Here is a 26066-nt window from a genome sequence, read left to right on the forward strand (position 1 = left end):
GAATAGCAAGACAGAGGGCCCATAATGTTGGTTTTCAAAGGAAAATTGAGAGAGCATCCACGAAATGAGGTAGAGGAGGAACTCTATCGCTTTCGAAATCGCGTCTTTTCCGACCGGCTCGGCTGGGATGTAGAGTCCCATCGGGGACTCGAGCGTGACAGCTTTGATACGCCAGACACCCATTGGGTGCTGATCGAGGATAAACAAGGGCTGTGCGGCTGTATTCGCCTGCTCAACTGTGCCGATGCCTATATGCTGCCCACCATCTTCCCCACCGCCCTTGCCGGTGAAAGTGCACCACGCACCCCCGATGTCTGGGAACTGACCCGTCTAGCCATCGATGCCAGCCGTGCTCCGCGGATGGTCAATGGCGTCAGCGAGCTCACCTGCGTTATCTTTCGCGAAGTCTATGCCTTCGCCCATGCTCACGGGATCCGGGAGCTGGTCGCTGTCGTCAGCCTGCCGGTAGAGCGCATCTTTCGTCGTCTCGGACTGCCCATCGAGCGGCTCGGTCACCGCCAGACGGTGGATCTGGGGGCCGTGCGCGGGGTGGGGATCCGCTTCCATCTGGATGAACGTTTCGCCCGTGCCGTTGGCCAACCTCTGCTGGGCCACTATCAAACCAGCCACATTCTACTGCAGCAACCATCAAGGGCGCTGACAGCGCAGTCATAAAAAATCCCGGGAAAACAGACCCGGGATAAACAGATCGCTATGAGCCCGCAGGCTAACCCACGGATCAGCGGGCAGTATCCTCCCTCAACAACCTGATCACTACTGTCAGAAATCACAGCATAACGTCCCTGTCACCACTCATTGTTGTCCCCTGCCGAGTGACGTAGAGTCAGCCCAGAAGCAACGCAAGGGAGGGAAGATGAAAGAGCTGGACTACAAACTGCTGCGGGCGTTGGATGCGGTACTGCAGGAACAGAACTTCGAGCGGGCGGCCAAGTCGCTCCATATCACCCAGTCGGCCATCTCCCAGCGGATCAAGCAGCTGGAGCAGCAGTTTGCCGAGCCGCTGCTCATCCGCAGCCAGCCGCTGCAAGCGACCCCGCTCGGCCAGAAGCTGCTGGCACACTATCGTCAGGTCCACCAGCTAGAGCTGGAACTGGCTGGTGAGCTGGCTCCCGCCACACCACAAGCACCCATCCGGATCAGTATCGCCGTGAATGCCGACAGCCTGGCCACCTGGTTTCTGCCCTCGATTACTCCCTTGCTTGAGCAGCATCCCATCGAACTCAACCTGCTGGTGGATGACGAGTGCCGCACCCTCGACAAGGTGCGCGAGGGACAGGCCTTCGGCGCGGTCAGCCTGAGCCCCCAACCGCTGGCTGGTTGCTGTGTCGACGAGCTGGGTGAGATGAACTATCTGCTCACCGCCAGCCCGGCCTTTGTGGCTCGCCATTTTCCTCGCGGTCTGACCCGGGAAGCACTGGCCAAGGCACCGGCAGTAGCGTTCGATCAGCGAGATGACATGCATGTAAGCTTTATGAGGGAGCAGTTCGGGCTGGAGCCTGGCGGCTACCCCTGCCATACGGTTCATTCGTCGGAGGCCTTTGTCGCCATGGCCGAACAGGGAGTGGCCTACTGTCTTATCCCGGAATTACAGATCAGGAGACAACTGGAGAGTGGCTCACTGGTCAACCTCAGCCCAGAGCGCATCCTGACGGAGCGACTCTACTGGCACCGTTGGGTACTGGAAAAAGGGGTACACAAACAGCTCTCTTTACGGCTCATCGACTATGCCCGCAGCTCTCTGAAACCACGCTGATCAGGCCATTCACCTTGGCTTTGCAGGGCTAAAAACGTATAGTGCTGGGCGTTTCTTCATCAGGTCTCCACTCAGGTTCCCCATTTATGTTCCAAGACAATCCGCTGCTGGCCCAGCTCAAGCAACAAATCCGCGAAAACATCCCGAAGAAAGAGGGTGTGATCCGCGCCTCGGACCGGGGCTTCGGCTTTCTGGAAGTCGATGAGAAGACCAGCTATTTCGTGCCGCCTCCCTACATGAAGAAGGTGATGCACGGTGACCGGGTGACCGCCCTGATCCGCACCGAAAAAGAGAAGGAAGTGGCCGAGCCGGATACCCTGCTGGAGCAGTCCGTCACCCGCTTCGTGGCCCGGGTCAAGATGTTCCGTGACCGCCTCAACGTGGTTGCCGACCATCCGCTGATCAAGGATGCCATCAAGGCCCGCGTCAAGAAGGGTCTGGATGAGAAAGAGTTCAAGGAAGGTGACTGGGTGGTGGCGACCCTCAAGCGCCATGCGCTGGTCGACGGCAACTTCTCTGCCGAGATTATCCAGAAGATCGCCGCCCAAGAAGATCACAATGTGCCCTGGTGGGTGGTGCTGGCGCGCCACAATCTGGCCCAGGTCGAGCCGGCTGACTTGCCGGAGTGGAAGGTGATCGAAGAGGAAGAGCTGCCCCGTCGCGATCTGACCGCAGTCCCCTTCTTCACCATCGACGGTGCCAAGACCAAGGATATGGACGATGCGCTGGCCATCACCAAGCTGGACAACGGCTGGGAGCTGCTGGTCGCCATCGCTGACCCGACCGCCTATGTGGCCGAAGGGAGCGAGCTGGACAAAGAGGCCGCCCAGCGCGCCTTTACCGTCTACATGCCGGGCCGCAACGTGCCGATGATCCCACGCACCCTCTCCGACGAGCTCTGCTCCCTGAAAGAGGGCGAGGAGCGCAACACCCTGTGTGCCCGTCTGCTCATCGCCGAAGATGGTCTGCTACTGGAGGAGACTGAGTTCTTCGCCGCCCGCATCTGCTCCCACGCCCGTCTCAACTATGACGACGTCTCCGACTGGGCGGAGCACGGCAAAGAGCTGGCCATCGACGCAGGTGTGCTGGCCCAGCTGCCGCTGATGAAAGCGATGACCGAAGCGCGCATCAAGTGGCGCACCGAGCATGCGCTGGTATTCCCGGATCGTCCCGACTACGACTTCGAGCTGGGCGAGAATGGCGAAGTGCTGGCTATCCACGTCGAGCCGCGCCGCATCGCCAACCGCATGGTAGAAGAGTCGATGATCGCCGCCAACATCTGCGCCGGTCGCGTGCTGGGCAAGAGCGTCGGTTACGGCATCTTCAACGTTCACACCGGCTTTGACGAAGAGTCCCTCGACGGCGCCATCGACCTGCTGAAGAGTGCCGAAGCCCCGTTCGAGCGCGACGAGATCGCCAGCCTCTCCGGCTTCTGCGCCCTGCGCCGCTGGATCGACAACCTCGACACCCGCTGGCTGGATGGCAAGATCCGCCGCTTCCAGAGCTATGCGCTGATGTCCTCCGAACCGGGCGCCCACTACGGTCTGGGTCTGGATGCCTACGCCACTTGGACGTCACCTATTCGAAAATACGGCGATATGGTCAACCATCGTCTGCTCAAAGCGGTCATCGCGGGCAAAACCCCGGGTGAGCGCCCGAGTCAGGAGCTCACCGAGCATCTGACCGCCTGCCGCCGCCTGCACCGCATGGTGGAGCGTGACATCGGCGACTGGCTCTATGTTCGCTACCTGAAAGCCGCCGCTGGCACCGATCAGGTATTCAACGCCGAGATCATCGACGTGATGCGTGCCGGTCTCAAGCTGCGTCTGCAGGAGAACGGAGCAGTGGTCTTCCTGCCTGCCCGTCATATTCTCGACAACAAGGATCGGCTGGAGTGCAACTGGGACAACGGCCGCGTCTATCTGGACAAGACTGAGGTGGTCTACGAGCTCGGCCAGCTCATCGAGGTCAAGCTGACCGAAGCGGTGGAAGAGACCCGCTCCCTTATCGCCAAACCGGCTGTGGATCTGGTACCGGGTCCGGCACCGGAAGCCCCGGTCGCCGAGAGCACACCTGCGGACGTAGCCCCCAAGGCTGAGTAAGCCGCACAGAGTCATCTCATCTGCCCGAGAGCCCGCCATTGCGCGGGCTCTTTTTTGCCCCGCATCTGCCATACACGCTGCCACAAGTGGCGCCACTACGCACAGTTTTCGCCACAGTTGGCAGTAAAAGCAGTGAATGTTTCCACGCATAACGTGGAATGCAACCAATATGTGCGACACCTCTCCTTTCTGACATATTAATCAAAGAGAAATATGTTTATACTCGCTTGGGTACAATCCAAGGGATGCTGGTATGCAGGAATGGGACCCGGAACACTTCACCAACTTCGCTCAGTTATGCGAAGTGAGCCTCGCCACCATCCGTGAAAAAACCGATGCCGAACGCCTCTACCTCTGGCTGAAAGCCCCCGAACCGCAGCTCTACAGCTTTCAGCTCGATCAGGGGCTGACCACGCTGGATCTCGCCCATCTCAGTCAACTGACCCTGCCCCACCACCTGATCGACAAGGCGATGGAGAAGGGACAACTGGTAATCGAACAACTCCAGCCACCGCCTGACCCCGGCGAAAATGTGGAGCCCGCCCAGCCGCAGTTACGCGCCTGTTTCCCTCTCAAACGTCACATGAAACTGGAAGGGGTCATCTATCTGGAGACCCGCCGCCGCATCGATCGCCTCTCCTCCCACCAGCGTCAGGGCATCCAGCTCCTTATCCACTATCTGACAGCCGAGCTCAGCAATCACCTGCTTTCCAGCCAGGTCAATCAGGAGCGGGACCAGCGGCTCCATACCCAGACCGACCTGGTACAGAGTCAGGCACTGCAGGGCTCCTTCCTCACCATGTTGCAGGCGCTGCACATGGTCAGCGTCACCCTCTCCCGCAGTCGCAGCGAGAACGATCTGCTGCGGGATGCCGTGCTGCTGGCCCGCAAGGAGCTGCAGTTCGATCGGGTTGCCATCTTCCTGATCGAACCCGATGGCAAGACCATGCGCGGCACCTGGGGCACCAGCGAAGAGGGCGAGCTGATGGATGAACACAACTTCATCAGCCCCATTCCGGATCACCCCACGGTGCAAGAGGCGCTCAGGCGCAAGGATTACGTGCTGGTGATGGAAGATACCCCCCTCTACTACGAGAAGCAGCAGGTGGGCCGTGGCTGGAACGCCATGGTATCGCTATGGGATGGCACCACTCCCATCGGCTGGATCGCCGCCGACAACCTGCTCTGGCACCGTCCGCTCAAGGCCTATCAGAGCGAGATCTTCAAACAGTACGCCGCCATTCTGTCACAACTGCTGATCCGCCAGCGTACTCAGGAGCAGCTGGAAACCCTCAACCGCCAGCTGGAGGCCCGGGTCGCCGAGCGCACCATGCAGCTGGCCGAGACCAACCGTGCGCTGGAGGAGGCCAATCACCGCCTCTCCCTGCTGTCGCTGGAAGATCCCCTCACCGGCATCGCCAACCGGCGCCAGTGGGACATCACCATGCAGCGGGAGTGGGAGTGGGCACGACGCACCCAGAACCTGCTGGCGGTATTGATGATCGACGTCGACGAGTTCAAGGCCTACAACGACCACTTCGGCCATGCCAAGGGGGATCTCTGCCTGCAACAGGTGGCCCATGTGCTGCGGGATGCAGAGCGGCGCTGTACCAATCTGGTCGCCCGTTACGGCGGGGAGGAGTTCGTCATTCTGCTCTGCGCCCCCCAACCCGGTGAGGCCGAACAGCTGGCCGGACGGATCCACGATGGTCTTGCCCGCTTGAAAATGCCCCATCCCGCCTCGCGGGTTGCTGATTTCATTACGGTTAGCATAGGCTTTAGCTATCTGGTTCCCTCCCAGGACGGAGCATGGCAGACCCTGACCGAACAGGCTGACCAGGCGCTCTACCACGCCAAGTCACAAGGGAGGGCCCGCACTCTGGCCTATCGGTGATCCCATGCTGTTGCGTCGCTACCCTATCTTCAATCGTCGCCTGGCCCTGGTGGCCTACGGCATCGATTATCTGCTCGGCTCACCGGACGAGTGGCCCTCGCTGGCACAACATTGCCGCCTGCTGGCACAAGGGCGCCAATATCTGGTGCCCTTCACCCACGAACAGCTCGATGAACAGCGCCCCCTGCTGTTTGATCAGGATGCGATCCCGCTGGTCGAAGCCTCCAGCGAACGGCTACCAGCTTCCTTTCCGGTGCTGGAACAGTGGCGAGACAGTCGACGCCGGCTTGCCGTACACGGGGTCAGCCGTGAGCCACGCTGGCTCGGTGCCAGCCGTCTGCTGGTATTCTGGATGGGCGAAGAGGGGATCTGCCAGCCCACCGAACACAAGCGGATGGCCCTCGATATCGAAACCTGGGAAGACTTTCTCCCGCTGCGAGAGGCCGGAGTCGACTTCTTTGCCGGTGGTTTTCTCGCCCGCCCCGAGCTGGTCAATCAGCGTGCCACCCAGCCCGACATGGCACTTGTGCAGCAGATCCTCCAGCTCATCTGCCACGAAGAGTTCTCCTTTGCCCAGGTGGCCCGCCTGCTGGAGCAGGATGCCTTGCTCCCAGGCCAGCTACTCACCTATGTCAACGCCCCCGGCTTCGATCATGCCGCCCCCATCACCTCGGTTTCCCGCGCCCTCTCCTATCTGGGAGAGCAGGAGATCCGCAAGTTTGTGCTGATCAACGGCCTGGCCCGGGTAAGCCAGCATATGCCGGAGGCCTCTACCCGGATGGCCATCGCTCGCGGTCGCTTCTGTGAACTTATCGCCCTCACCGCCCTAGACAAACGCGAAGCAAGCTGGGCTTTTCTGGTAGGGCTGGTACTCGATGGTTCCCTGCTATCGGAGTCGCTGAAGGCCCACCTGCCCAACAACGTAAAACGAGCCATCGAGCGGCACGAAGGGCCGCTGTTCCACCTGTTCCAGCTGGTCAGGACCTACGAACAGGGCAACTGGGCCCTGCTGGAGCAGCTGGCACCGAAATACCAGCTCGACCCGACCAGACTCACCCCCGTCTATTTTCAGGCGCAAATGTGGGGGCAAGCGTTTCTCACCTGCTAGGTGATGGCGAGGCGGGGAGCCACTGGCTAGAATGGGCTCCCTTTTTTCAGAGACTGACCCGCACCATGACTCTTTCCGGATTCCAAGGCCTGGTCTTTGACCTTGATGGCACCCTGGTCGACTCCATGCCGCTGCACCTCGCCGCCTGGGAACATACCGCCCGTGAGTTTGGCTTTCGCTTCGATGCCGACTGGTTCTATGAACTGGGTGGCATGCCGAGCCGCAAGATAGCCCTGCTGGTGGCACAGGAGCAGCAGATCCCCCTCGATCCGCTCGAAGTCACCCGCTGCAAGACCGCCCACTATGTGGCCAACCTGCACAAGGCGACCGTCTTTCCGGCCATGCAGGCGCTGGTCGAGCGCTATCATGGCGTCATCCCGATGGGGATCGGCACCGGCTCGCCTCGCGTCAACGCCGAGGCAGTGCTGCGCAACACCGGGCTGGATCGCTACTTCTCAGTGGTAGTCACCGCAGACGATGTGGAGCTGCACAAGCCCAATCCGGACACCTTCCTGCTGGTCGCCAGCAAGTTGGGGGTCGCGCCATCAGGCTGTCTGGTGTTTGAAGATACCGGTATCGGGGTACAGGCCGGAGAGGCGGCGGGTATGCAGACCTGCATGGTCAAAGAGGGTCAACCTGTCGGCATAACCGCATAGTGCGTAAAAAAATATCGCCCTGCAAGGGGCGATAACCGAAACCGACTCTCATACGGGACATGAATGAAAATGAGAGCAGGTTCCGTCAGCCGCTGACGCAGGGCGCGTCAACGGGGAGTGCGGGGCAGACGATTACTCGTTGTTGCCGCCGCCCTGATTGTCGTCATAACGACCCGGCGCACCGTGGGGGCGCGGCGCCATGGAGACACGTGGCTTGCGAGCACGCTGGATATTCACCTGCGGACGGCCGGTGTGCATGGCGATGGTGGAGATCTTGGCCTTGTAGACCAGCTGCTGGTTACCATGAGCATCGGTCAGCAGCACGCTGTACTGGTCGAACCCGCTGATGGTGCCTTCCAGCTTGATGCCGCTCACCAGAAAAATAGCGACCTGACTGCGATTCTTGCGCAACCAGTTGAGGGCAGAATCTTGCCCGTTCCCGAGGGAGAAGGCTTGCTCAATCGTGGAGTAGCTGGGGGATTCAGTTGTCATAAATTATTGTCCCGCGGAAAAAAAGTGGCGTTTGATTGTGCTAAATGGGCACTGGCTTGTCAAAGTCATTCTCACTCCCGCCAGCAATAGCGGCCTCCGGGGGCTGGTCGCTGACCGGCACAACTGCGATAATCGCCAGCTCTGGCTCTACCACGGGCCTTATCTGGGGTTTTATCTTGCATCCGGTTTCACACCAACACCACACCACCTATGTCCATGATGCCACTGCCTGCGAAGAGTGTGACCTGCTGATACCGGCCACACCGCTCGAGGTGGGACAGGCCAGCTGCTGCCCCCGTTGCGGACACACCCTGAGTCGCCACCTGCCACAGCAGGAGTTGCTGCCGATCTCCTACGGGTTCGCGGCACTTATCATGTTCGTGCTCGCCAATGCCTTTACCTTTATGTCCTTCTCGGCCAAAGGGGTGGGCCAGGAGATGACCTTTTTGCAGAGCATCACCACCCTGGTGGATGAGGGCTATCTGTTTCTCGGCGCGGTACTGAGCCTGACCCTGATCGGCCTGCCGCTGGTCTATATGGGCTCCATCATGCTGGTGCTGTGGCGGATCGATAAAGATCTGCACAGCAATGCCCTGCGCTCCCTCGGCCGTCTGCTCTGCCGGATCAAACCCTGGCTGATGGTGGATGTCTTTCTGGTGGGGGTGCTCATCTCGCTGGTCAAGCTGATGGGGATGGCCGACATCAAGATGGGGCTGTCGTTCTGGGCTTTCGTCGGTTACACCGTGCTGCTCATCAAGATGATCTCCTCGCTGGATCAGATGTGGCTGTGGCAGCGGCTGTTCGGCCCGACCGAGGCGCGGGATATCGACCCGGAGGCGGGCGCGCTGGAATCAGGTCTGGTGGGCTGCCATATCTGTGGCGCTCTGAGCGAGGTGGGCAGCCACAGCTGCTCCCGCTGCGGCGGCAAGCTGCATGCGCGCAAGCCGGGCGGCCTGAACCGTACCTGGGCGCTGCTGTTTACCTCCGCCATTCTCTACATTCCGGCCAACGTCTATCCCATCATGGATACAGTGTTCCTCGGTGATGACAGCCCCTCCACCATCCTCGGCGGTGTGGTGCTGCTCTGGGCCATGGGCTCCTACCCCATAGCGGCGGTGATCTTTTTCGCCAGCGTGGTGGTGCCGCTGGTGAAAATACTGGCGCTATTCTGGCTTTGCTATATGGTGCAGCGCCGCAATGTCACCTCCCCCCTCGGCAAGCTCAAACTCTATCGCATGACCGAATTTGTCGGACGCTGGTCGATGATCGACGTCTTCGTGGTGGCCATTCTGGCGGGCCTGATCCGGCTCGACAATCTGATGACCATCTATCCCGGCCCTGCGGCCGTCGCATTTGCAGGTGTGGTGCTGATCACCATGGTCGCCGCCATGAGTTTCGACTCCCGCCTGATCTGGGATTTACAACAAGGAGAACGCGAACGTGAGTGAGCGTAAAAAAAGGTGGAAACCGGGCTCTGACTTTCTGAGCTCTGCCGCCGCAATCTGGATGGTGCCCCTGCTGGCGCTGTTCATCGGTCTCTGGATGCTGTTCCAGCACTGGTACTCCCAGGGCCCCAGTTTCACCCTGACAGTCGCCACTGCCGAGGGCATAGTCGCTGGCAAGACGGTGATCCGCTCCCGCGAAGTGGACGTCGGCCGCATCGAGGCCGTCGAGCTGAGCGATGACTACAGCCATGCGGTGCTGAAAGGACGGCTGACCAATGCCGCCTCCGGCATGCTGCGCGGTGACAGCCAGTTCTGGGTGGTCAAGCCCAGAGTGGGCCGTGAAGGGGTATCGGGTCTGAGCACCCTGCTCTCCGGCGCCTATATCGAGCTCGCCCCCGGCAAGAAAGGTCGGGCGCGGGACGAATACGCCATGCTCGACAAACCGCCGCTCGCCTCCCTCGATGCCAAGGGGCTGCGTCTCACCCTCAGCAGTCGCGACACTCGCGCGCTGGGGGAAGGCTCCCCCATCAACTATCAGGGCTTCACCATAGGTCAGGTGGAAGAGGCGAAGTTCCTGCCGGAAAAGAGCGAGATGCAGTATCAAATCTTCATCCACGCCCCCTATGACATTCTGGTGAGCAGCAACTCCCGCTTCTGGATGACCCCGGGCTTCGAGGTCTCCATGAGCAGCGAGGGGATGAAGGTGAAGATGGATTCGCTGGAGAGCCTGATCGATGGCGGCATCACCATGGGTCTGCCACCCGGCTGGGCGCCTGGCGAACCGGTCAAACAGATGGAAGGGTTCACCCTGTTCCAGGATGAGGCGAGCGTGCTGGCCGGTAGTCTGGATCAGTTCATCGACTACGTCTTCCTGTTCGATGACAACGTGGGTGGTCTGCACCCGGGCGCGGCGGTGCAGTATCGCGGCATTCGGGTCGGTACCGTCATCTCCGCCCCCTACCTCATCGAGGACAAGGGCGTGCAGATCTTCAAGAGCCGCCAGATCCCGGTGCTGGCTCGCATCGAGGTACAGCGCCTCTCCCACCGCTATGCCAAGGCGGAGAAGGATCAGTGGCGTGCCCTGTTCGGCAAGCAGTTCAAGGAGGGGTTGCGTGCCAGCCTCAAGACCTCGAGCCTGCTGACTGGCGGCAAGATCATCGACCTCAACTTCTATCCGGACGCGCCACGTTTCGAACAGGCCAAGCTGGCCGGTTATCAGGTCTTCCCTACCGTGCAGGGCGGGCTGGATCAGATCGAGCGCAAGGTGAACCTCATCCTCGACAAGTTTGTCGACATGGACATGGCAACCACCCTGACCAAGGTCAACGGGTCACTCACCACCCTGGATGGCACCCTGAAGAACATCAGTGCAGTCAGCGCCAACCTGAACAAGCTCACTGCCAAGGATTCCACCCAGCAGCTGCCGGCCTCGCTCAACGAGAGCCTCAAGCAGTTGCAGGAGACCTTGCAGGCCTATGATGCCCAGTCGCAGACCAATCAGGACCTGCGTCAGTCGGTGCAGACCCTCAATCAGTTGATGCGCGAACTGCAGCCGCTGGTGCACTCCCTCAACGAGCAGCCCAGCTCGCTGATCTTCGATCGCGCGCATCCATCGGACCCTGAGCCCAAGCGAGGCAAACAATGAAAAAAGAGATCCTGACGCTGGCCCTGTTGGGCCTGCTGGCGGGCTGCAGCAGCCAGCCAAGCCTGCACTACTACTCGCTCGATGCCGACAACCAGCAACCCGTGACGGCCCCGGCCCAACCGCAGCACCAGCTGGTGCTGCGCCCGGTGGCGCTGGCCAGCCAGCTCGACCGGATCAGTCTGGTCTATCAGCTGGAAGGGCAAGAGCTCCACTTCACCGAGTACCATCGCTGGGCCGGTGCGCTGGACGATCAGCTCAACCAGCTCACCCTCAATGGCCTCTCCACCCGCCTGCCGGGCTGGGTGGTACGGCAGGATGGCGCCCGCAAGGGGCCGGTGCTGACCATTCTGGTGGAGCGCTTTCAGGGCCGTCATGACGGCAGCGCCGTGCTGAGCGGCCGCTGGCGCCTGCTGGCGGAAGATGGCACCGTGCTGCGCGATGCTCCCTTCCGTCAGGAGCGGGTGCTGCCGGCCGATGGCTACAACGCACTGGTGAACGAGCTGGGTCAGGGCTGGCAACAGCTGCTCGACCAGATCGCCGCCGAGGTGCGCAAGCAAGGTTGAGCACATCAACCTGCGAGTATCAGATAGAAAAAAACGACGCCAGCTGGCGTCGTTTTTTATGGGCAAGAGTCGGGGCGACTTATGCCTGGGCGGGCAAGCTCAGACGAGCCACTGCTTCCACATGCATGGAGTGCGGGAACATATCGACCGGCTGCACTTCGTCCAGCACGAAGCCCTGCTTGACCAGCCAGGCAAGGTCGCGGGCCAAAGTCTGCGGGTTGCAGGAGACATAGACCAGACGGCGGGGCGCCATGGCGACCAGGGTCTGCAGCACCGCCTTGTCACAGCCTTTGCGGGGCGGGTCCATCACCACCACATCAGCGGTCACACCCTGGGCGTGCAGTTCGGGCATCAGCTGCTCCGCCTTGCCGACGTGGAATTCGGTGTGCTCGATGCCGTTGAGGGCGGCGTTGCGACGGGCATCGCTGATAGCGCTCTCCACCGACTCGATCCCCACCACCTTGGCGGCCTTGCCAGCCAGGAACAGGGAGATGGTGCCGATACCGCAATAGATGTCGAACACCGTCTCGTTGCCGGTCAGCTCGGCATACTCGAGGGCGCTGGAGTAGAGCACATCGGTCTGGGTCGGGTTGTTCTGGAAAAAGGAGAGCGGCGAGATCTCGAACTCGAGTTCGTGGATCTTGTCGCGGATCACCCCTTCGCCGAGCAGCACCCGGTTGGTGGCGCCCAGAATGCGGTTGGTGCGCTCATCGTTGATGTTCTGCACCAGGGTAGTGACCGGCAGATCGCTCAGGGCTGCCAGCAGCTCGGCTTCGAACGGTAACTCCTCGCCCAAAGTGACCAGCACCACCATCAGCTCACCGCTCTTGAAGCCCTTGCGGGTCATCAGGTTGCGCACGCAGCCGCTGTGGTTTACTTCGTCATAGGCGGCGATGTCATGCGCGCGCATCCAGTTGCGCACCCGGGCGTTGAGCTCGACATGCAGCGGATCCTGCACCGCACAATCATCGGCGGTGATGAGATCGTGAGAGTGCTTGCGATAAAAACCGATCTCGGCACCGGCGTCACAGCCACGCACCGCATATTGCGCCTTGTTGCGATAGGCGAACGGGCTTTCCATGCCAAGGATATCCTTGACCGGGGTGTCACCCAGCCCGGCCTGCTCCAGTGCGCTCTGCACCAGTGCCTGCTTGAGCTTGAGCTGAGCCGGATAGGCCAGCGGGCGTACCTGACAGCCACCGCACTCGGTGTTGGGGCAGAAATCGGCAACCCGATCTGCTGAAGGTTGGAGCAGCTCGGCAACCTTGCCGTGCAGATAGTTCGGCTTGACCTCGGTCAGCTCCACCAGCGCCTGCTCACCGGGCAGCAGACCTTCGACAAACAGGGGGCGATCGAACAGGCGTCCTTTGCCATCTCCTTTGTCGGTCAGTTCCAGGATCTCGATCTGGTGTTGATGTCCCACTAACGGCATGAGCGGCTCCAAAAGTACTAAAAATGGGGGGTGATGAACGCGGCAGAGCCATGCCCATCGAGAAAAGGTGGCAGAGTTTAGCGGAGATCCGGCCAAATTGCAGGCATAAAAAGCCTGCTTGTTGCAATGGTCATTGCCCCTGGCCATCTGCCGGGCGTGGCCACCTTTCGGGTTGCGGCAAATTTAGCCCTTGGGCCGCAACGCCCAGCCTGTTAAAATTCCGCCCTTGAAATTATCCTGGGCCCCGCGCCCGTTCTAGCTAAGGTCTACCGCGATGCGTACCAGCCAATATCTGCTTTCCACTCTCAAGGAAACCCCCTCCGACGCTGAAGTTGTCAGCCACCAGCTGATGCTGCGCGCCGGGATGATCCGTAAACTGGCCTCCGGCATGTATGCCTGGTTGCCAACCGGTCTGCGGGTACTGAAGAAAATCGAGAACATTGTTCGCGAAGAGATGAACAATGCTGGTGCCGTCGAAGTCTCCATGCCGGTGGTGCAGCCTGCCGAGCTGTGGCAGGAGTCTGGCCGCTGGGATGATTACGGTCCCGAGCTGTGCCGTCTGACCGACCGTCACAACCGTCCCTTCGTGCTGGGCCCGACCCACGAAGAGGTGATCACTGCGCTGGTACGTTACGAAGTGAACAGCTACAAGCAGCTGCCGCTCAACCTCTACCAGATCCAGACCAAGTTCCGCGACGAAGTGCGCCCCCGTTTCGGCGTGATGCGCGGCCGCGAATTCCTGATGAAGGATGCCTACTCCTTCCACATCGACAAGGAATCTCTGGTCGATACCTACGAGAAGATGCACGCCGCCTACTGCAAGGCGTTCACCCGCATGGGTCTGAACTTCCGTCCAGTGCAGGCGGATACCGGCTCCATCGGGGGTACCGGTTCCCACGAATTCCAGGTGCTGGCAGAGAGCGGTGAAGACTTGATCGCCTTCTCCGATAGCTCCGATTACGCCGCCAACATCGAGATGGCCGAAGCACTGGCACCGGCTGGTGAGCGCGCTGCCGCCACCGCAGCCCTGACCAAGGTTGCCACCCCGAACGTCCACACCATCGACGAAGTGGCTGCCTTCCTGAACGTGGCTCCGACCGCCATCGCCAAGACCCTGCTGGTACTGGCAGAGGAAGATGAGCACGGCAAGCAGGCCGTCATCGCGCTGGTACTGCGTGGCGACCACGAGCTGAACGAGATCAAGGCCGAGAAACTGGCTGGCGTAGCCAACCCGCTGACCTTCGCCAACGACGAGCAGATTAAAGCTGCCGCCGGTTGCGATGCAGGTTCCATCGGCCCGGTCGGCTTTGCCGGTCGCATCATCGTCGATCGCAGCGCCGCCCATCTGGCGGACTTCGTCTGCGGCGCCAACGAAACCGGCTTCCACCTGACCGGTGCCAACTGGGATCGCGACATCGCTTCTTACGAAGTTGCCGACCTGCGCAACGTGGTGGAAGGCGACCCGAGCCCGTGCGGCCAGGGCAAGCTGCTGCTCAAGCGCGGTATCGAAGTGGGCCACATCTTCCAGCTGGGTACCAAGTACTCCGAAGCGATGAAGGCGAGCGTGCTGAACGAAGCTGGCAAGTCCGTCACCATGGAGATGGGTTGCTACGGTATCGGGGTTTCCCGTCTGGTGGCTGCCGCCATCGAGCAGAACAACGACCAGTACGGCATCATCTGGCCGGACGCCATCGCCCCGTTCGAAGTGGCCATCGTGCCGATGAACATGCACAAGTCCGAGCGCGTGGCCGAGCAGGCACAACAGTTCTACGCCGAGCTGAAAGCCGCTGGTGTGGACGTGCTGTTCGACGACCGTAAAGAGCGCCCGGGCGTGATGTTCGCCGACATGGAGCTGCTGGGCATCCCGCACGCCATCGTCATCGGCGATCGCGGTCTGGACAACGGCGTGGTGGAGTACAAGTGCCGCCGCACCGGCGAGAAGCAGGAAGTGGCCATCAGCGACATCATCGCCATGCTCAAGGCCAAGCTGGGCCGTTAATTCCGCCCTCTTCCCGATATAAAAAAGCGCGCCATTTGGCGCGCTTTTTGTTTCTGTGTGCTGACGACGGCAACCGGATGAAGGGTTGCCTCAGGGATTGCGACCGATAAAGAGATCGGTCACGTGGCAGCTGCTTCTGGCTTCCAGTGCGTCGAGCATATAGGCCGCCGCATCTTCCGGAGTCATGAAGCCACTCGGGTCCACGTGATCCGAGTTGTCCCAGAATTCGCTGCGGATCCCGCTCGGGTAGAGGTTGACCAGCCGCAGTGGCGAGCCTTTCAGCTCGGCGCGCAAGGATTCGAGAAAGCCGCGCATCCCCCATTTGGAGGCGCAGTAGAGGCTCTCGTTAGCCTTGCCCACCTGCGCGGCGGAGGAGAGCACATTGGCCAGTACTCCGCCTTTCTCCCCGATAAGCCGCACCGTCTGCTGGGCCACCAGAATGGTGGAGATGAGATTGCTCTCCACCACCCGGCGGATCTGCTCGGCGGTGTAAACACCGACCGGGCCAAACTCGCCCACCCCGGCGCAGTGGATCACCATGTCGGGCTGCCCGCCCCACTCCACCGCAGCGGCGAAGGCAACGTCGACCTCTTCATGGTGCGCCAGATCGGCCGCGATGCCGATCACCGCGCTGCCGAGCAGCTGTTCCTGCTCCTGCAGTCGCTGATAACGGCGCCCCATCATGGAGACCTGATGGCCCCGCTCAACCAGTCCGATGGTCAGCGCCCGGCCGAGACCAGAACCGGCACCTGTCACTATGATGTGGCCCATTATCGCTCCTCGTCGTCAGTTGACGGTCAGATTAGAAAGTGAATTCGCCGCCCATGAACCAGCCATCGATACGCTGGTCAACGTTGTCGAAGTCGACCTTGGCTTCACGCCAGCCGGCACGCAGCTTGATCGGCATGGAGGAGAACTTGTAGGAACCGCCCAGACGGTAGTCATAGTTGTCCGCATCGTGAGTGCGCAGATCACCGAAGAAGGCGATGCCGGTGCCCGGGATCTTCACTTCGCTGCCGGCATAAGCCATCAGGGTATCTTCGTTATAGCCCTTGCGACCGACATAGACCTGCTCGCCATCGTAGTGACGACCGGTCATACCCAGATCGATCTTGAACAGATCGTTGTTGAACAGACGGTAGTAGAGGCTCAGATCGTAGGCGGTCAGGTCGTTCTTGAAGTTGCCGCCGGAGGTGCTGAAATCGGAGACTTCAAACTTGGCGTTCGGCAGGAGGATGATGCCGTGCTCCAGTTGCAGATAGCCGTTCCAGTTGTAGCTGTCGTCATAGCTGCCATCGGCACTGGTGCCATAAGCCTGACCACTGCCCTTGGCTGCCCATACGTCGGCACCGGCGGCAAAACGCCAGTCGTCAGCGGCCATGGCACTCTGGCTGCACAGAGCCAGCACAAAACCGGCAATCAGCGTCTTTTTCATTACGTCACTTCCTCTTGCATACATGGAAAAGAGCACTATTTTACTCGGTGCAGCCAAAATACCCAGCGTCAATCCTGAACAAACGACGACAAATGTCAGTGCTTCATATGCTTCATCTCTGCCATCGGCTCAATCGGCTTCACCGGCAGTGACAGCTCCAGCTTCTGACCATCGTCCATGGTGAGGGTGAGCGGGAAAGGAGTCTGCTCGGAGAGCGTACCCACCTCGAACAGCATGATGTGCAGGCTGCCCGGTTTCAGCACCGCCTCGCCCTTGGCCGGGATCTCGATATTCTCGACCTGACGCATCTTCATCACACCATTTTCGTGCAGATGAGTGTGCAGCTCGGCACGCCCGGCCGCAGCAGAAGCCGCTGCCACCAGCTTGACCGGCTGGTCGGCGTCATTCTTGAGCACCATAAAGGCGGCAGTGTTGGGGGAGCCCGGCGGCAGCAGCCGCACATAGCCGTCGACAGCCTCGACCTTGGCCAGTGCAGGCGCCGTCATACCCAGAACCAGCAGAGAATAAAACGCACGTTTAAACATGGTTGAAATCCTTTTATGATGTTGTTAAACGGCGCCAAGGTTACCCCAGCAGCAACCTTTTTTGCACCTTTCAATAACAAGGATTTAGACATGGCCCCCATTCTCATTGCCGAGCAGCAGGATGGCTTGCTCACCCTGACCCTCAACCGCCCCGACAAGCGCAACGCCCTCAATACCGAGATCTATAAGCAACTGGTGGCAGCGCTGCGAGAGGCGGCAGCCGATGAGGAGGTGCATGTCCTGTTGTTGCAGGGGCAGCAGGATTGCTTTACCGCGGGCAATGATCTGGCCGACTTTATGGGCAAGAGCTCGCTGGAGCCCGACGACCCCATCCTGCAGTTCCTCCACACCCTTGCCGACTTCCCCAAACCCGTGATCGCCGCTGTTGCAGGTCCTGCAGTAGGGATTGGCACCACCATTCTGCTGCACTGCGATCTGGTCTATCTGGCGGATAACGCCCGCTTGCAGCTTCCCTTTGTCGAGTTGGGACTGGTGCCGGAGTTCGCCTCCAGCCTGCTGCTGCCGCGTCTGGTGGGGCACCTCAAGGCGGCCGAGCTGTTGCTGCTGGCCGAGGCGATGGATGCCGAGGAGGCGCAGCGACTCGGGCTCGCCAACAAGGTGGTGGCGGCCGATGGAGTACTCTCCTTTGCCCGCGAGCAGGGACTGAAGCTGGCGGCCAAACCGCCCAGAGCGCTGCAAAAGAGCAAAACACTGCTGAAACAGGAGCTCAAACAAGCAGTGCACTTTGTCATCGATTTGGAGGCGCGCGCCTTCGCCCAGGCACTGCAAGGGGAAGAGGCGCAACAGCGCATCGCCCAGAAACTCAAACGGCGGGGCTGAGCTGCCGCTCAACGCCGGTCAGTTGAGACGAAAACGGCCGATCAGCTCGCAACCCTGCACCTTGTCCTGCAGCTGGATCAGCCGGGCAATTTCCGGATTGGGGTGGCGCTTGAGAAAGGCGAGCAGGGCACCACGACAGCAACCCAACTCGCTGATCAGTGCCTCGCACTCCCGATTGGGGCACTGCGGCACCAGCGCAGTCACCAGCTCGGAGGCAAGTTTCAGGTAGCGCAGCTCGTAAGTCGGCTCATCCATCGCCCGCCAGAAGTCGGCCAACCGGTGACAGGTGGCGACTCGCATGGTGGCCAGCTCGGTCAACTCCACCTGGGTCATCTCGTAAACATCCCCCAGCGCCTGCTGATAAAAGCAGATCGCCGCCCCTAGCGAACCGGCCTGCCAGGCACGCTCCGCCTCCAGCATGTATCGTTGCCAACTTTGCGGTGTCATCTCGCTCTCCCGAATCCGTCATGGTGGGAGTGTTATCATGGCTAATTGAGAATAAATATCAACCAGAGGGTTAGTGCAGGATCTCTGCGCAACCTTGGCAAACCCGGCGCCCGACCTTATGATCGCGCCCTTCCCTCTTAGTTCTTTGGAGCACACCACAATGCGACCACGCCTCCCGCAGATGCTGGGCTGCTCCCTGCTCTGCGTGCCCCGCATGCTGGTCTGGATCTATTAGCTGCGCTCAAGCGAACGCAACCCATCCGATCCATTCAGCAAAGGAGTACCAATATGAACCCCTGCCAACACTGGTCGCAGGTCGAATACCTGCACCTGACGGTGACCAACCCCAATATCTGCCTCAAAGGGCAGCACAGTTACTACTCGGGTGCCTGGGATGGCCCCTTCGAAGAGGTGGCGGTGCGCTACCTCCATGGCGATCCCTTCAGCCGCAGCCCGGAAACCGGCTGGGAGCCGCTCTGGCATATCGACCGGCTCCATATCGGCGACTATGTGCAAATTGCCGCTGGGGTAAAGATCATCATGGGCGGCAACCACACCCACAACACGGCCTTCATCAGCACCTATCCGTTCGCCGATCTGGCGGCGCTCAAGCGCAGCTACCGCCCCGCTGGCGATACCCGCATCGACAACGATGTCTGGATCGGCATGGAGGCGATGATCATGCCCGGCGTCACCATCGGCGACGGCGCCATCATCGCCGCCCGTTCGCTGGTCAATCAGGATGTACCACCCTATGCCATGGTGGCGGGCACCCCGGCCAGGGTGGTGCGAATGCGCTTTGGCGAGGAGGAAATTGCCCGGCTACAGGCCCTCGCTTGGTGGGATTGGCGGGATCAACAGGTCAACGATCTGCTAGCGCTGATCCAGCAAGGTGACGTCGCCCTGCTTGAACAGGCGGCTGCCCACTGGGCGGTGCGCCATGAGTGACCACCGCTAACCAGTAGCTGACAGCATAAGGGCGACCCTGGGGTCGCCCTCTTTTATCTCCGGCATGCTCTGGATGCCGTCATCGCACATCCACTCACTGCGCGATTTTGGACTGGTTGAGGCTGCACTGCTTGCCGGGATAACCGGGCAAGTCACTGGCATCGCTGCCGCAGGCGAGCCGTTTGGCCTGTTGCAGGCGGGCGGTCAGATTGGAGTTATCGACAGGCATCCACTGCATCTGCTTGCCGAGCCAGCTGGCCCAGGCAAACTCGACGAAATAGACCTGTTTGTCCTTGCGAAAGTAGCCCGCATCCTGCAGCAGTCCGGCCAGGGTGCGATAGGGGTAATCAGGCAGCTTGTCGATACTGGTCGGCAACTGCTCCGGGGTCAGCGGCTGCCCCTTCTCATCCTTGAGCCAGGCCCAGTGGTTGTTCTGCATCTGGCTCCAGAAGTTGGCTTTGTCCTGCAGACGGCCAATCACCTTGACCCGCGCATCCTTGACGCCCTGCTGCCACAACGCCTTGGTGAGATGGTGTCTGTCCACCAGCCAGTAGCTGCCATCCGGTGCAATCACTACAGGGATCTCTTTCTTTTTCATCAACTTGTCGAGCTGCTTTGCACTCATGCCCGCCAATGTGGCCTGGGTCTCATCAACCTGGATCTGGCCGACGCCCCCCTGAGTCGGGTGCAAGGCATCGATGCCGATCTCGCACCAGTTGCCCACCGCCGTGTCGCTCTGGCACGGGGCCAACGCCCAGGCGCCCTGGCTCAACACACAGGCCAGCAATAACCATGCTTTCATCGTTTGACACTCCTCACCACATTGAACTGCACAGACGCCGGGAACGCTCTTCTACCCCGATTGGGAGTGAGAGTCGAATGCTGGCGGTCAGACCAGCAAACGGGATATCATGATTTCCCATCTGTCGGCGATATTTTCTCGCCGAGTTTTCTCCCCGCTTCACACTATTTGAAGGATCCGACCCATGAAAGGATGGACCCCCTTGCTGGCCCTGCTGGGCTGTGCTGCTGTCCAGGCTGCCGATATTCCCGCCGGAACACAACTCGCCGCCGAGCAGATTGTCGTTCGCCACCTCAAGGATGAACCTGCCAGCCTGAGCCCGCTCAAGCTGGTCGGCCTGCCGGAGTTGCAGGTACTGCGGGATCTGTTCGAGGGGCTGCTGACCCAGGGGCCGGATGGCAAACCGGTTGCCGGGGTGGCGGCCAGCTGGGAGAACAAGGGCAACCAGTTCTTTACCTTCCATCTGCGCCCGGATGCGCGCTGGTCCAACGGCGATCCGGTCAAGGCCGGCGACTTCGTCTACGGCTGGCGCAAGCTGGTCGACCCGAAAGAGGCGGCCACCTTCGCTTGGTTTGCCCAACTGGCCCGTTTCGACAAGGTGGACGAGATAGTCGCTGGCAAATTGCCTGCCAGCGAGCTGGGGGTCAAGGCCCTCGATGACCACACCCTGCAGGTGACCCTCTCCCAGCCGGTGCCCTACTTCCTGAACCTGCTGAGCCACCCCAGCCTGTCGCCGCTCCATCAGGCCAGCATCGAACAGTACGGCAACCTGTGGACTCAGCCCGGCAAACTGGTGGGTAACGGTGCCTTTGTGCTGAACAACCGGGTGGTCAACGAAAAGCTGGAGCTGACCCCCAACCCTTATTACTGGAATCGGGCCCATACCGTATTGACCAAGGTGATCTTCATGCCGATCAATCAGGAAAGCGCGGCCACCAACCGCTACCTGGCTGGCGATCTGCATATCACCGAATCCTTCCCCAAGGAGCAGTACGACAAGCTGAAGCAGCAGATCCCGAATGAGGTCTACACCCCGGATCAGCTCGGCACCTACTACTACGCCTTCAATACCAAGCAGGCGCCGCTCGACGATGTGCGGGTGCGCAAGGCGCTCTCCTACACCATCGATCGCGCCCTGATCGCCGACAAGGTGCTCGGCACTGGCGAGAAACCGGCTTATCACTTCACTCCGGATGTGACCGCCAGCTTTACCCCAACCGCCAACCTGCTCTCCACCAGCAGCCAGCCGGAGCTGGACAGCAAGGCCAAGGCCCTGCTCAAGGAAGCCGGTTACGGCCCGGACAAGCCGCTCAAGCTGACCCTGCTCTACAACACCGCGGAAATTCACAAGAAGATGGCACTGGCGATTGCCAGCATGTGGAAGCAGAAGCTGGGCGCCGAGGTCGAGCTGACCAATCAGGAGTGGAAAACCTATCTCGACAGCCGCCAGAGCGGTCAGTTCGAGGTGATCCGCTCATCCTGGGTCGCCGATTACAACGACCCTTCAGCGTTCCTCGGCCTGTGGGGCTCCCGTCACAGCGGCAATATGGCAGGCTTTGCCAATGCCCGTTATGACCAGCTGCTGGCAGAGGCTGCCAGCACTCAGGATGCCGCCAGCCGCAGCAAGCTGTTTGGCGAGGCGGAGGCGATCCTGCTGGATCAAGCCCCCATCGCCCCCATCTACCAGTACACCAATGCCCGCCTCATCAAGCCATGGCTCAAGGGCTACCCCATCAACAACCCGGAAGATGTGGCCTACAGCCGCCAACTCTACCTCGTCAAACACTGAGACCGGCCACAACGATGCGAGGCCCTGCGGGGCCTCGCTATTGATACTGTTCACATCCCGATTTCCAGCCTAAAATGCCGCCCCTTCTGTTCAATTAATCTTCAATACCCAGTCAGACATGCGTTATTTGATACTGCTCTCGTTGTTGTGGACCCTGCCTGCGCAGGCCAGTAGCGAATCCCAATGCCAGCAAGAGTTTGTCGGCTGGATGCTGCATCAGCAGCAACAGTTCAGCGATCGCAAGTCTGACAAGATGGAGCGGCGCCGGGCCGAACGGGCCATCGATCTTGCCCGGCAGGAGTACGACAAGCAGGCCAGCTTCTGCAAGACCATGCAGCTTGTTCGTGAATACAAAGATGGCGATCCACGTTTTACTCCGCGCCCCGGAGAGATACACGACTACAGTACGGCTTCTGACAACACATCAGGGTGACCCTGACCAGAAAAACCAAAAGCGCGTCGATTGACGCGCTTTTTGTGGTTCTTGCCCTGACAAAGCGGCTTATTCGGCCGTCTCGCTGCTGGCAAACTCCGGCACCTTGGCCATGGCATCCAGCACCACCTGAATACCGGCGCCCGGTTTGCAGGCGTTCTCGCTCAGGTGACGGCGCCAGGCGCGAGCCCCCTGCATGTTCTGGAACAGCCCCAGCATGTGGCGGGTCATATGGGAGAGGTAGTTGCCCTTGGCCAGCTCCTGCTCGATATAGGGCAGCATCATCCGCACCACCTCGTGGCGGCTCGGCACGGCGTTGTTCTGGCCGAACACCAGATTGTCCACCTGCGCCAGAATGTAGGGGTTCTGATATGCTTCACGCCCCATCATGACGCCATCGACGTGTTGCAGGTGCTCGAGAGCCTGCTCCATGGAGGTGACGCCGCCGTTGAGGGCAATGGTCAGCTCCGGGTAATCCTGCTTGACCCGATAGACGCGGGGATAATCGAGGGGCGGGATCTCGCGGTTCTCCTTGGGGCTCAGGCCGCTCAGCCACGCCTTGCGGGCATGGACGATAAAGGTATCGCAACCGGCATCGCGCACCTGTTCGATAAAGGTCTGCAGAAATTCGTAGGAGTCCTGATCGTCGATGCCGATACGGGTCTTCACCGTCACCGGAATATCGACCACATCGCGCATTGCCTTGACGCAGTCCGCCACCAGCGCTGGTTCGCCCATCAGGCAGGCGCCAAAGCGACCGTTTTGCACCCGATCGGAGGGGCAGCCGACGTTGATGTTCACCTCGTCATAGCCGCGCTCCTCGGCCAGCTTGGCACAGCGCGCCAGATCGGCCGGATTGCTGCCCCCCAGCTGCAGGGAGATGGGATGCTCCTGCTCGCTGTAACCCAGATAATCCCCCTTGCCGTGGATGATGGCACCGGTGGTCACCATTTCGGTATAGAGCAAGGTCTGGCGACTCATCAGTCGATGAAAGTAACGGCAATGCCGATCAGTCCAGTCCAGCATGGGGGCGATGGAAAAACGCTGCGCCTGCATAAAAATCATCCGGGTTGGCTAAAGAAAGGGGCGGATTTTATCACAACGTGAAGCAGCCCCAGAAAATGAATTTTGTCGCCGCGCCATGCGAGGCCCTGTGATAGTATCCGGCTAATAGAAAGGGTATCTGCGCGATCATGAATCAAGACCAACTTTTACAACGAGCCGAGCGACTCTGTATACAGCGAGGGATCCGCTTCACCCCGACCCGACGTCAGGTATTTCGCCTGCTGGCGGCACACGGCAACGCCATCAGCGCCTATGATTTGTTGGCCCAGCTGCAACAAACCGAAGCCAATGCCAAGCCGCCAACCGTCTATCGGGCACTCGATTTTTTGCTCGAACAGGGCTTTGCTCACAAAGTGGAATCGCTCAACGCGTTTATCTTCTGCTGCCACTTCGATCACGCTCACCCGATGCAGCTGCTGATCTGCGACGAGTGCGGGGATGTGGTCGAACTTCACGATAGTGCAATAGATAGCGCGTTTTCCGAGCAGGCCCACTTGCATGGCTTTACGATTACCAATAAGACAATAGAGGCACATGGCCAATGTGCTCGCTGTACGCCCACTGTAGGAAGTCATCATGAAGGCTGATTTTGTAAATCCGTTCCTGCTATCTCTGCTCAATGTGCTCTCGACCATGGCGCAGCTGGAACTAAAACCGGGCAAACCGAAACGCAAGATGGATGAGCTGGCGCGCGGCGACGTCTCCGGTCTGATCGGCATGGTCGGCCCGCAGACCCGCGGCTCCCTCTCCATCAGCTTCGAGAAGGGGCTGGCGCTGGAGATCATGCGTCGCATGCTGGGGGAAGCTCCCGCCTCCATCAATGAAGAGGTGACCGACATGGTCGGTGAAATCACCAACATGGTGACCGGCGGTGCCAAGCGGATGCTGGGCGAGAAGGGCTACGAGTTTGACATGGCGACCCCCATCATCGTCTCCGGCCCCAACCACACCATCACCCACAGGGCCGATGGCACCAAGATAATGATGCCATTCGAATCCGATTTCGGTCGCGCCACTATCGAAATTTGCTTCGAGTAATCCTATGTGGAAAGCATTGAAATGGATTTTCATCTGCTGGGCACTACTGTTGATCCTGTCGGACATTCAGATCAGCACCTCCCTCTACAAGTACGAAGATAACCGGGTTCTCATCAACTTCCCGCGCTGGGAAACCAAACAGCCCTGGGGCACCTTCGAGTGGCATGCCGGACGGGTAGAAACCCACTGGTATGGTCTGGATGGCAAACCCAAGCCGGCAGGCCCGCAAATCTGATCCGGTAACGGATCCGGCAGAAACAAAAGAGGCCAGCAGATGCTGGCCTCTTTGCTATCTCGTTGATCCTGAATCAAGCCGCTTCGGCAGCCAGCTTACCGCTTGGTCGCATCAAGATGCCGACGATGCAGGCCAGCAGAGTTGGCAGCAGCCAGGCAAGTCCCTTGTCGAACAGCGGCAGGAAGGCAAAGCCGTCCATCGCCATACCAGCAGCGCCCAGTCCGTCCAGACAGCCAAACAGGAAGGCGACCAGCAGCACGCCACGAAACGCCAGCCGTGGCTGGGCAAACCACCCTTTGAGGAAGGTCACCAGCACCAGTGCAATGGCAACCGGGTAGATGGCTACCAGCACCGGGATGGAGAGACTGATAAGCTCACTCAGCCCCACATTGGCCACCAGCGCGCAGAGTGCCCCCAGCAGCATCACCCACTTGTGGTAAGTCCAGCCAGTCAAATCTTGGAAATAATCGGCTCCGGCACAGAGCAGGCCTACTGCACTGGTAAAACAGGCCAGAGTGATGATGGCCGCCAAAATAAGCTGCCCTGGCTGACCAAACAGGCTCAGCACATAGGCATTGACGATGGCACCGCCGTTGCTGATGTCGCTCGCCACTCCGCCGGCACTGTTGCCAAGCTGGAAAAGAGAGAGATAGACCGCCGACAACCCGACCGCCGAGATCAGGCCCGCAATGGTGAGGTATTTGAACTGGCTGCGATAGTCCTCGATCCCCTTCTGGCGCAGCAACCCGATGATCAGTGCGCCAAACATCAGGGATGCCAGGGTATCCATAGTGTTATACCCCTCCAGCATCCCCTTGGTGAGCGGAGCGCTGATGTAGTCACCGCTGGCATCGGGCATGGTACCCTGTGGCGCGATAAAGACCCCGACCGCCAGAATGAGCAGCATCGCCATCAGGGCGGGAGTCAGGTACTTGCCAACCGCATCGAGCAGTTTGCCCCGATCGAGCGCCACCATGATCACCAGCGCAAAGAAACTCAGGGTGTAGATCAGCAGCCCCTCATGACCGGCATCGCCGAGCCAGGGCTTGAGCCCCATCTCGTAGGCGACCAGACCGGTGCGGGGAATGGCAAAGGCGGGCCCCATGATGATATAGATAGCGATGGCCAGCGCCGTCGCCGCCCCGGCGGGCAGATAGCGGGTCATTCCGGTCCAGCCACTCGCGCGGCCCCCCGAACTCCCCTTGGCAACCGCAATCAGGGTGATTAACGGCAGCCCCACCGCCGTCAGTAGAAAACCGCACATGGCGGCCAGCAGATGCTCACCAGCCATAAAACCCGCAAGCGGCGGAAAAATGATATTGCCAGCCCCCAGATAGAAGGCAAACGTCATAAACCCCAGTCCGAATACGTCGGACAAC

At 60.3% G+C, this 26066-nt stretch carries 26 protein-coding genes; 17 read left to right on the forward strand and 9 right to left on the reverse strand.

Annotated elements, in window-relative coordinates; all coding sequences use genetic code 11:
* The first annotated feature begins 24 nt into the window (after positions 1-24).
* The 6 genes from G5380_RS12355 (at position 25) to G5380_RS12380 (ending at position 7534) form a co-directional block, all read left to right on the forward strand.
* Entirely contained in the window at positions 25-675 is a 651-nt protein-coding gene (locus tag G5380_RS12355) for an acyl-homoserine-lactone synthase (protein WP_266135413.1), read from the forward strand.
* Between the two features lie 199 nt (positions 676-874).
* Positions 875-1774, forward strand: coding sequence for a LysR family transcriptional regulator ArgP (locus G5380_RS12360; RefSeq protein WP_266135412.1), 900 nt, complete (start codon positions 875-877; stop codon positions 1772-1774).
* 86 nt (positions 1775-1860) lie between these two features.
* A complete protein-coding gene (locus G5380_RS12365) occupies positions 1861-3876 on the forward strand; it encodes an exoribonuclease II (RefSeq protein ID WP_421209376.1) in 2016 nt (671 codons plus the stop codon).
* 253 nt (positions 3877-4129) lie between these two features.
* Positions 4130-5770, forward strand: a complete 1641-nt coding sequence (locus tag G5380_RS12370; RefSeq protein ID WP_227274451.1) for a sensor domain-containing diguanylate cyclase — start codon at positions 4130-4132, stop codon at positions 5768-5770.
* Positions 5771-5774: 4 nt separating this feature from the next.
* Positions 5775-6878, forward strand: a complete 1104-nt coding sequence (locus tag G5380_RS12375) for an EAL and HDOD domain-containing protein (RefSeq protein ID WP_216952069.1) — start codon at positions 5775-5777, stop codon at positions 6876-6878.
* A gap of 65 nt (positions 6879-6943) precedes the next feature.
* Positions 6944-7534, forward strand: coding sequence for an HAD family hydrolase (locus tag G5380_RS12380; RefSeq protein ID WP_216952070.1), 591 nt, complete (start codon positions 6944-6946; stop codon positions 7532-7534).
* A 132-nt stretch (positions 7535-7666) separates the two neighbouring features.
* On the opposite strand, the gene hfq is transcribed toward G5380_RS12380, so the two are convergent.
* Positions 7667-8026, reverse strand: a complete 360-nt coding sequence (gene hfq / locus G5380_RS12385) for an RNA chaperone Hfq (RefSeq protein WP_005335772.1) — start codon at positions 8024-8026, stop codon at positions 7667-7669.
* 176 nt (positions 8027-8202) lie between these two features.
* On the opposite strand from hfq, the gene G5380_RS12390 reads away from it, so the two are divergent.
* The 3 genes from G5380_RS12390 to G5380_RS12400 are packed head-to-tail and all read left to right on the forward strand — an operon-like array spanning position 8203 to position 11679.
* Positions 8203-9474, forward strand: coding sequence for a PqiA/YebS family transporter subunit (locus tag G5380_RS12390; protein ID WP_421352785.1), 1272 nt, complete (start codon positions 8203-8205; stop codon positions 9472-9474).
* On the forward strand, positions 9467-11116 hold the full coding sequence (gene pqiB, locus G5380_RS12395; RefSeq protein WP_005335774.1) for an intermembrane transport protein PqiB: 1650 nt from the start codon (positions 9467-9469) through the stop codon (positions 11114-11116). Before G5380_RS12390 ends, pqiB begins: the two co-directional genes overlap by 8 nt.
* Positions 11113-11679: a PqiC family protein gene (locus tag G5380_RS12400; protein WP_042052434.1), complete on the forward strand. Its 567-nt coding sequence runs from the start codon at positions 11113-11115 to the stop codon at positions 11677-11679. Before pqiB ends, G5380_RS12400 begins: the two co-directional genes overlap by 4 nt.
* 79 nt (positions 11680-11758) lie before the next feature.
* Here G5380_RS12400 and rlmD read toward each other — a convergent pair whose 3' ends face one another.
* Positions 11759-13111 carry a 23S rRNA (uracil(1939)-C(5))-methyltransferase RlmD gene (gene rlmD, locus G5380_RS12405; protein WP_421312960.1) on the reverse strand — a complete coding sequence of 451 codons (1353 nt, stop codon included), beginning with the start codon at positions 13109-13111 and terminating at the stop codon, positions 11759-11761.
* A gap of 274 nt (positions 13112-13385) precedes the next feature.
* Between rlmD and G5380_RS12410 the strand changes: the two genes are divergently transcribed.
* Positions 13386-15110 carry a proline--tRNA ligase gene (locus tag G5380_RS12410; protein WP_075116001.1) on the forward strand — a complete coding sequence of 575 codons (1725 nt, stop codon included), beginning with the start codon at positions 13386-13388 and terminating at the stop codon, positions 15108-15110.
* Between the two features lie 90 nt (positions 15111-15200).
* Here G5380_RS12410 and G5380_RS12415 read toward each other — a convergent pair whose 3' ends face one another.
* The 3 genes from G5380_RS12415 to G5380_RS12425 all read right to left on the reverse strand — a co-directional run bounded on the left by G5380_RS12415 (position 15201) and on the right by G5380_RS12425 (position 17090).
* Positions 15201-15881 carry an SDR family oxidoreductase gene (locus G5380_RS12415; protein ID WP_042052437.1) on the reverse strand — a complete coding sequence of 227 codons (681 nt, stop codon included), beginning with the start codon at positions 15879-15881 and terminating at the stop codon, positions 15201-15203.
* 31 nt (positions 15882-15912) lie between these two features.
* Positions 15913-16545: a TIGR04219 family outer membrane beta-barrel protein gene (locus G5380_RS12420; protein ID WP_058059690.1), complete on the reverse strand. Its 633-nt coding sequence runs from the start codon at positions 16543-16545 to the stop codon at positions 15913-15915.
* A 95-nt stretch (positions 16546-16640) separates the two neighbouring features.
* The gene (locus G5380_RS12425; protein WP_058059691.1) at positions 16641-17090 is read right to left on the reverse strand and encodes a copper chaperone PCu(A)C; all 450 of its coding nucleotides are present in this window, start codon (positions 17088-17090) and stop codon (positions 16641-16643) included.
* 90 nt (positions 17091-17180) lie between these two features.
* Between G5380_RS12425 and G5380_RS12430 the strand changes: the two genes are divergently transcribed.
* Positions 17181-17930: an enoyl-CoA hydratase-related protein gene (locus tag G5380_RS12430; RefSeq protein ID WP_058059692.1), complete on the forward strand. Its 750-nt coding sequence runs from the start codon at positions 17181-17183 to the stop codon at positions 17928-17930.
* A gap of 18 nt (positions 17931-17948) precedes the next feature.
* Here the strand turns inward: G5380_RS12430 and G5380_RS12435 are convergent, their stop codons facing one another.
* On the reverse strand, positions 17949-18377 hold the full coding sequence (locus G5380_RS12435; protein ID WP_005335785.1) for a DUF2753 family protein: 429 nt from the start codon (positions 18375-18377) through the stop codon (positions 17949-17951).
* Positions 18378-18665: 288 nt separating this feature from the next.
* Between G5380_RS12435 and G5380_RS12440 the strand changes: the two genes are divergently transcribed.
* A complete protein-coding gene (locus tag G5380_RS12440; RefSeq protein ID WP_421352786.1) occupies positions 18666-19325 on the forward strand; it encodes a CatB-related O-acetyltransferase in 660 nt (219 codons plus the stop codon).
* 94 nt (positions 19326-19419) lie between these two features.
* On the opposite strand, the gene G5380_RS12445 is transcribed toward G5380_RS12440, so the two are convergent.
* Positions 19420-20127, reverse strand: a complete 708-nt coding sequence (locus G5380_RS12445; protein WP_421352787.1) for a ParB-like protein — start codon at positions 20125-20127, stop codon at positions 19420-19422.
* 184 nt (positions 20128-20311) lie between these two features.
* Between G5380_RS12445 and G5380_RS12450 the strand changes: the two genes are divergently transcribed.
* Together G5380_RS12450 and G5380_RS12455 are read left to right on the forward strand one after the other, a co-directional pair.
* Positions 20312-21916, forward strand: a complete 1605-nt coding sequence (locus tag G5380_RS12450) for a peptide ABC transporter substrate-binding protein (protein WP_421209356.1) — start codon at positions 20312-20314, stop codon at positions 21914-21916.
* Positions 21917-22034: 118 nt separating this feature from the next.
* Positions 22035-22349 (forward strand): hypothetical protein, encoded by a 315-nt coding sequence (locus G5380_RS12455; RefSeq protein WP_421206183.1) that lies wholly within the window; start codon positions 22035-22037, stop codon positions 22347-22349.
* 69 nt (positions 22350-22418) lie between these two features.
* Here the strand turns inward: G5380_RS12455 and dusA are convergent, their stop codons facing one another.
* Positions 22419-23405 carry a tRNA dihydrouridine(20/20a) synthase DusA gene (dusA, locus tag G5380_RS12460; protein ID WP_088868451.1) on the reverse strand — a complete coding sequence of 329 codons (987 nt, stop codon included), beginning with the start codon at positions 23403-23405 and terminating at the stop codon, positions 22419-22421.
* A 137-nt stretch (positions 23406-23542) separates the two neighbouring features.
* Here dusA and zur point away from each other — a divergent pair, with 137 nt between their 5' ends.
* Genes zur through G5380_RS12475 form a run of 3 tightly spaced genes read left to right on the forward strand, consistent with a single transcriptional unit; the run spans position 23543 to position 24687 of the window.
* Positions 23543-24001: a zinc uptake transcriptional repressor Zur gene (gene zur, locus G5380_RS12465; RefSeq protein WP_160882369.1), complete on the forward strand. Its 459-nt coding sequence runs from the start codon at positions 23543-23545 to the stop codon at positions 23999-24001.
* Positions 23991-24452, forward strand: coding sequence for a chemotaxis protein CheX (locus G5380_RS12470; protein WP_005343179.1), 462 nt, complete (start codon positions 23991-23993; stop codon positions 24450-24452). Before zur ends, G5380_RS12470 begins: the two co-directional genes overlap by 11 nt.
* 4 nt (positions 24453-24456) lie before the next feature.
* Positions 24457-24687 carry a hypothetical protein gene (locus tag G5380_RS12475; RefSeq protein WP_160882368.1) on the forward strand — a complete coding sequence of 77 codons (231 nt, stop codon included), beginning with the start codon at positions 24457-24459 and terminating at the stop codon, positions 24685-24687.
* 73 nt (positions 24688-24760) lie between these two features.
* Here the strand turns inward: G5380_RS12475 and brnQ are convergent, their stop codons facing one another.
* Positions 24761-26038, reverse strand: coding sequence for a branched-chain amino acid transport system II carrier protein (gene brnQ, locus G5380_RS12480; RefSeq protein WP_235699320.1), 1278 nt, complete (start codon positions 26036-26038; stop codon positions 24761-24763).
* Between the last annotated feature and the right edge of the window lie 28 nt (positions 26039-26066).

This window comes from Aeromonas sp. 604443, assembly GCF_049170315.1.
Taxonomy (GTDB): Bacteria; Pseudomonadota; Gammaproteobacteria; order Enterobacterales; family Aeromonadaceae; genus Aeromonas; species Aeromonas veronii_A.

What these genes read in the sequence shown, in the direction of transcription:
- G5380_RS12440 (WP_421352786.1), top strand. Translation starts at nt 18,666, where the DNA reads ATGAACCCCTGCCAACACTGGTCGCAGGTCGAATACCTGCACCTGACG.
- G5380_RS12470 (WP_005343179.1), top strand. Translation starts at nt 23,991, where the DNA reads ATGAAGGCTGATTTTGTAAATCCGTTCCTGCTATCTCTGCTCAATGTG.
- G5380_RS12475 (WP_160882368.1), top strand. Translation starts at nt 24,457, where the DNA reads ATGTGGAAAGCATTGAAATGGATTTTCATCTGCTGGGCACTACTGTTG.
- G5380_RS12415 (WP_042052437.1), bottom strand. Translation starts at nt 15,881, where the DNA reads ATGGGCCACATCATAGTGACAGGTGCCGGTTCTGGTCTCGGCCGGGCG.
- G5380_RS12455 (WP_421206183.1), top strand. Translation starts at nt 22,035, where the DNA reads ATGCGTTATTTGATACTGCTCTCGTTGTTGTGGACCCTGCCTGCGCAG.
- G5380_RS12445 (WP_421352787.1), bottom strand. Translation starts at nt 20,127, where the DNA reads ATGAAAGCATGGTTATTGCTGGCCTGTGTGTTGAGCCAGGGCGCCTGG.
- G5380_RS12425 (WP_058059691.1), bottom strand. Translation starts at nt 17,090, where the DNA reads ATGTTTAAACGTGCGTTTTATTCTCTGCTGGTTCTGGGTATGACGGCG.
- G5380_RS12400 (WP_042052434.1), top strand. Translation starts at nt 11,113, where the DNA reads ATGAAAAAAGAGATCCTGACGCTGGCCCTGTTGGGCCTGCTGGCGGGC.
- G5380_RS12375 (WP_216952069.1), top strand. Translation starts at nt 5,775, where the DNA reads ATGCTGTTGCGTCGCTACCCTATCTTCAATCGTCGCCTGGCCCTGGTG.
- G5380_RS12360 (WP_266135412.1), top strand. Translation starts at nt 875, where the DNA reads ATGAAAGAGCTGGACTACAAACTGCTGCGGGCGTTGGATGCGGTACTG.
- zur (WP_160882369.1), top strand. Translation starts at nt 23,543, where the DNA reads ATGAATCAAGACCAACTTTTACAACGAGCCGAGCGACTCTGTATACAG.
- hfq (WP_005335772.1), bottom strand. Translation starts at nt 8,026, where the DNA reads ATGACAACTGAATCCCCCAGCTACTCCACGATTGAGCAAGCCTTCTCC.
- G5380_RS12380 (WP_216952070.1), top strand. Translation starts at nt 6,944, where the DNA reads ATGACTCTTTCCGGATTCCAAGGCCTGGTCTTTGACCTTGATGGCACC.
- brnQ (WP_235699320.1), bottom strand. Translation starts at nt 26,038, where the DNA reads ATGACGTTTGCCTTCTATCTGGGGGCTGGCAATATCATTTTTCCGCCG.
- G5380_RS12355 (WP_266135413.1), top strand. Translation starts at nt 25, where the DNA reads ATGTTGGTTTTCAAAGGAAAATTGAGAGAGCATCCACGAAATGAGGTA.
- G5380_RS12365 (WP_421209376.1), top strand. Translation starts at nt 1,861, where the DNA reads ATGTTCCAAGACAATCCGCTGCTGGCCCAGCTCAAGCAACAAATCCGC.
- G5380_RS12420 (WP_058059690.1), bottom strand. Translation starts at nt 16,545, where the DNA reads ATGAAAAAGACGCTGATTGCCGGTTTTGTGCTGGCTCTGTGCAGCCAG.
- G5380_RS12430 (WP_058059692.1), top strand. Translation starts at nt 17,181, where the DNA reads ATGGCCCCCATTCTCATTGCCGAGCAGCAGGATGGCTTGCTCACCCTG.
- rlmD (WP_421312960.1), bottom strand. Translation starts at nt 13,111, where the DNA reads ATGCCGTTAGTGGGACATCAACACCAGATCGAGATCCTGGAACTGACC.
- G5380_RS12410 (WP_075116001.1), top strand. Translation starts at nt 13,386, where the DNA reads ATGCGTACCAGCCAATATCTGCTTTCCACTCTCAAGGAAACCCCCTCC.
- dusA (WP_088868451.1), bottom strand. Translation starts at nt 23,405, where the DNA reads ATGCAGGCGCAGCGTTTTTCCATCGCCCCCATGCTGGACTGGACTGAT.
- G5380_RS12370 (WP_227274451.1), top strand. Translation starts at nt 4,130, where the DNA reads ATGCAGGAATGGGACCCGGAACACTTCACCAACTTCGCTCAGTTATGC.
- G5380_RS12435 (WP_005335785.1), bottom strand. Translation starts at nt 18,377, where the DNA reads ATGACACCGCAAAGTTGGCAACGATACATGCTGGAGGCGGAGCGTGCC.
- G5380_RS12450 (WP_421209356.1), top strand. Translation starts at nt 20,312, where the DNA reads ATGAAAGGATGGACCCCCTTGCTGGCCCTGCTGGGCTGTGCTGCTGTC.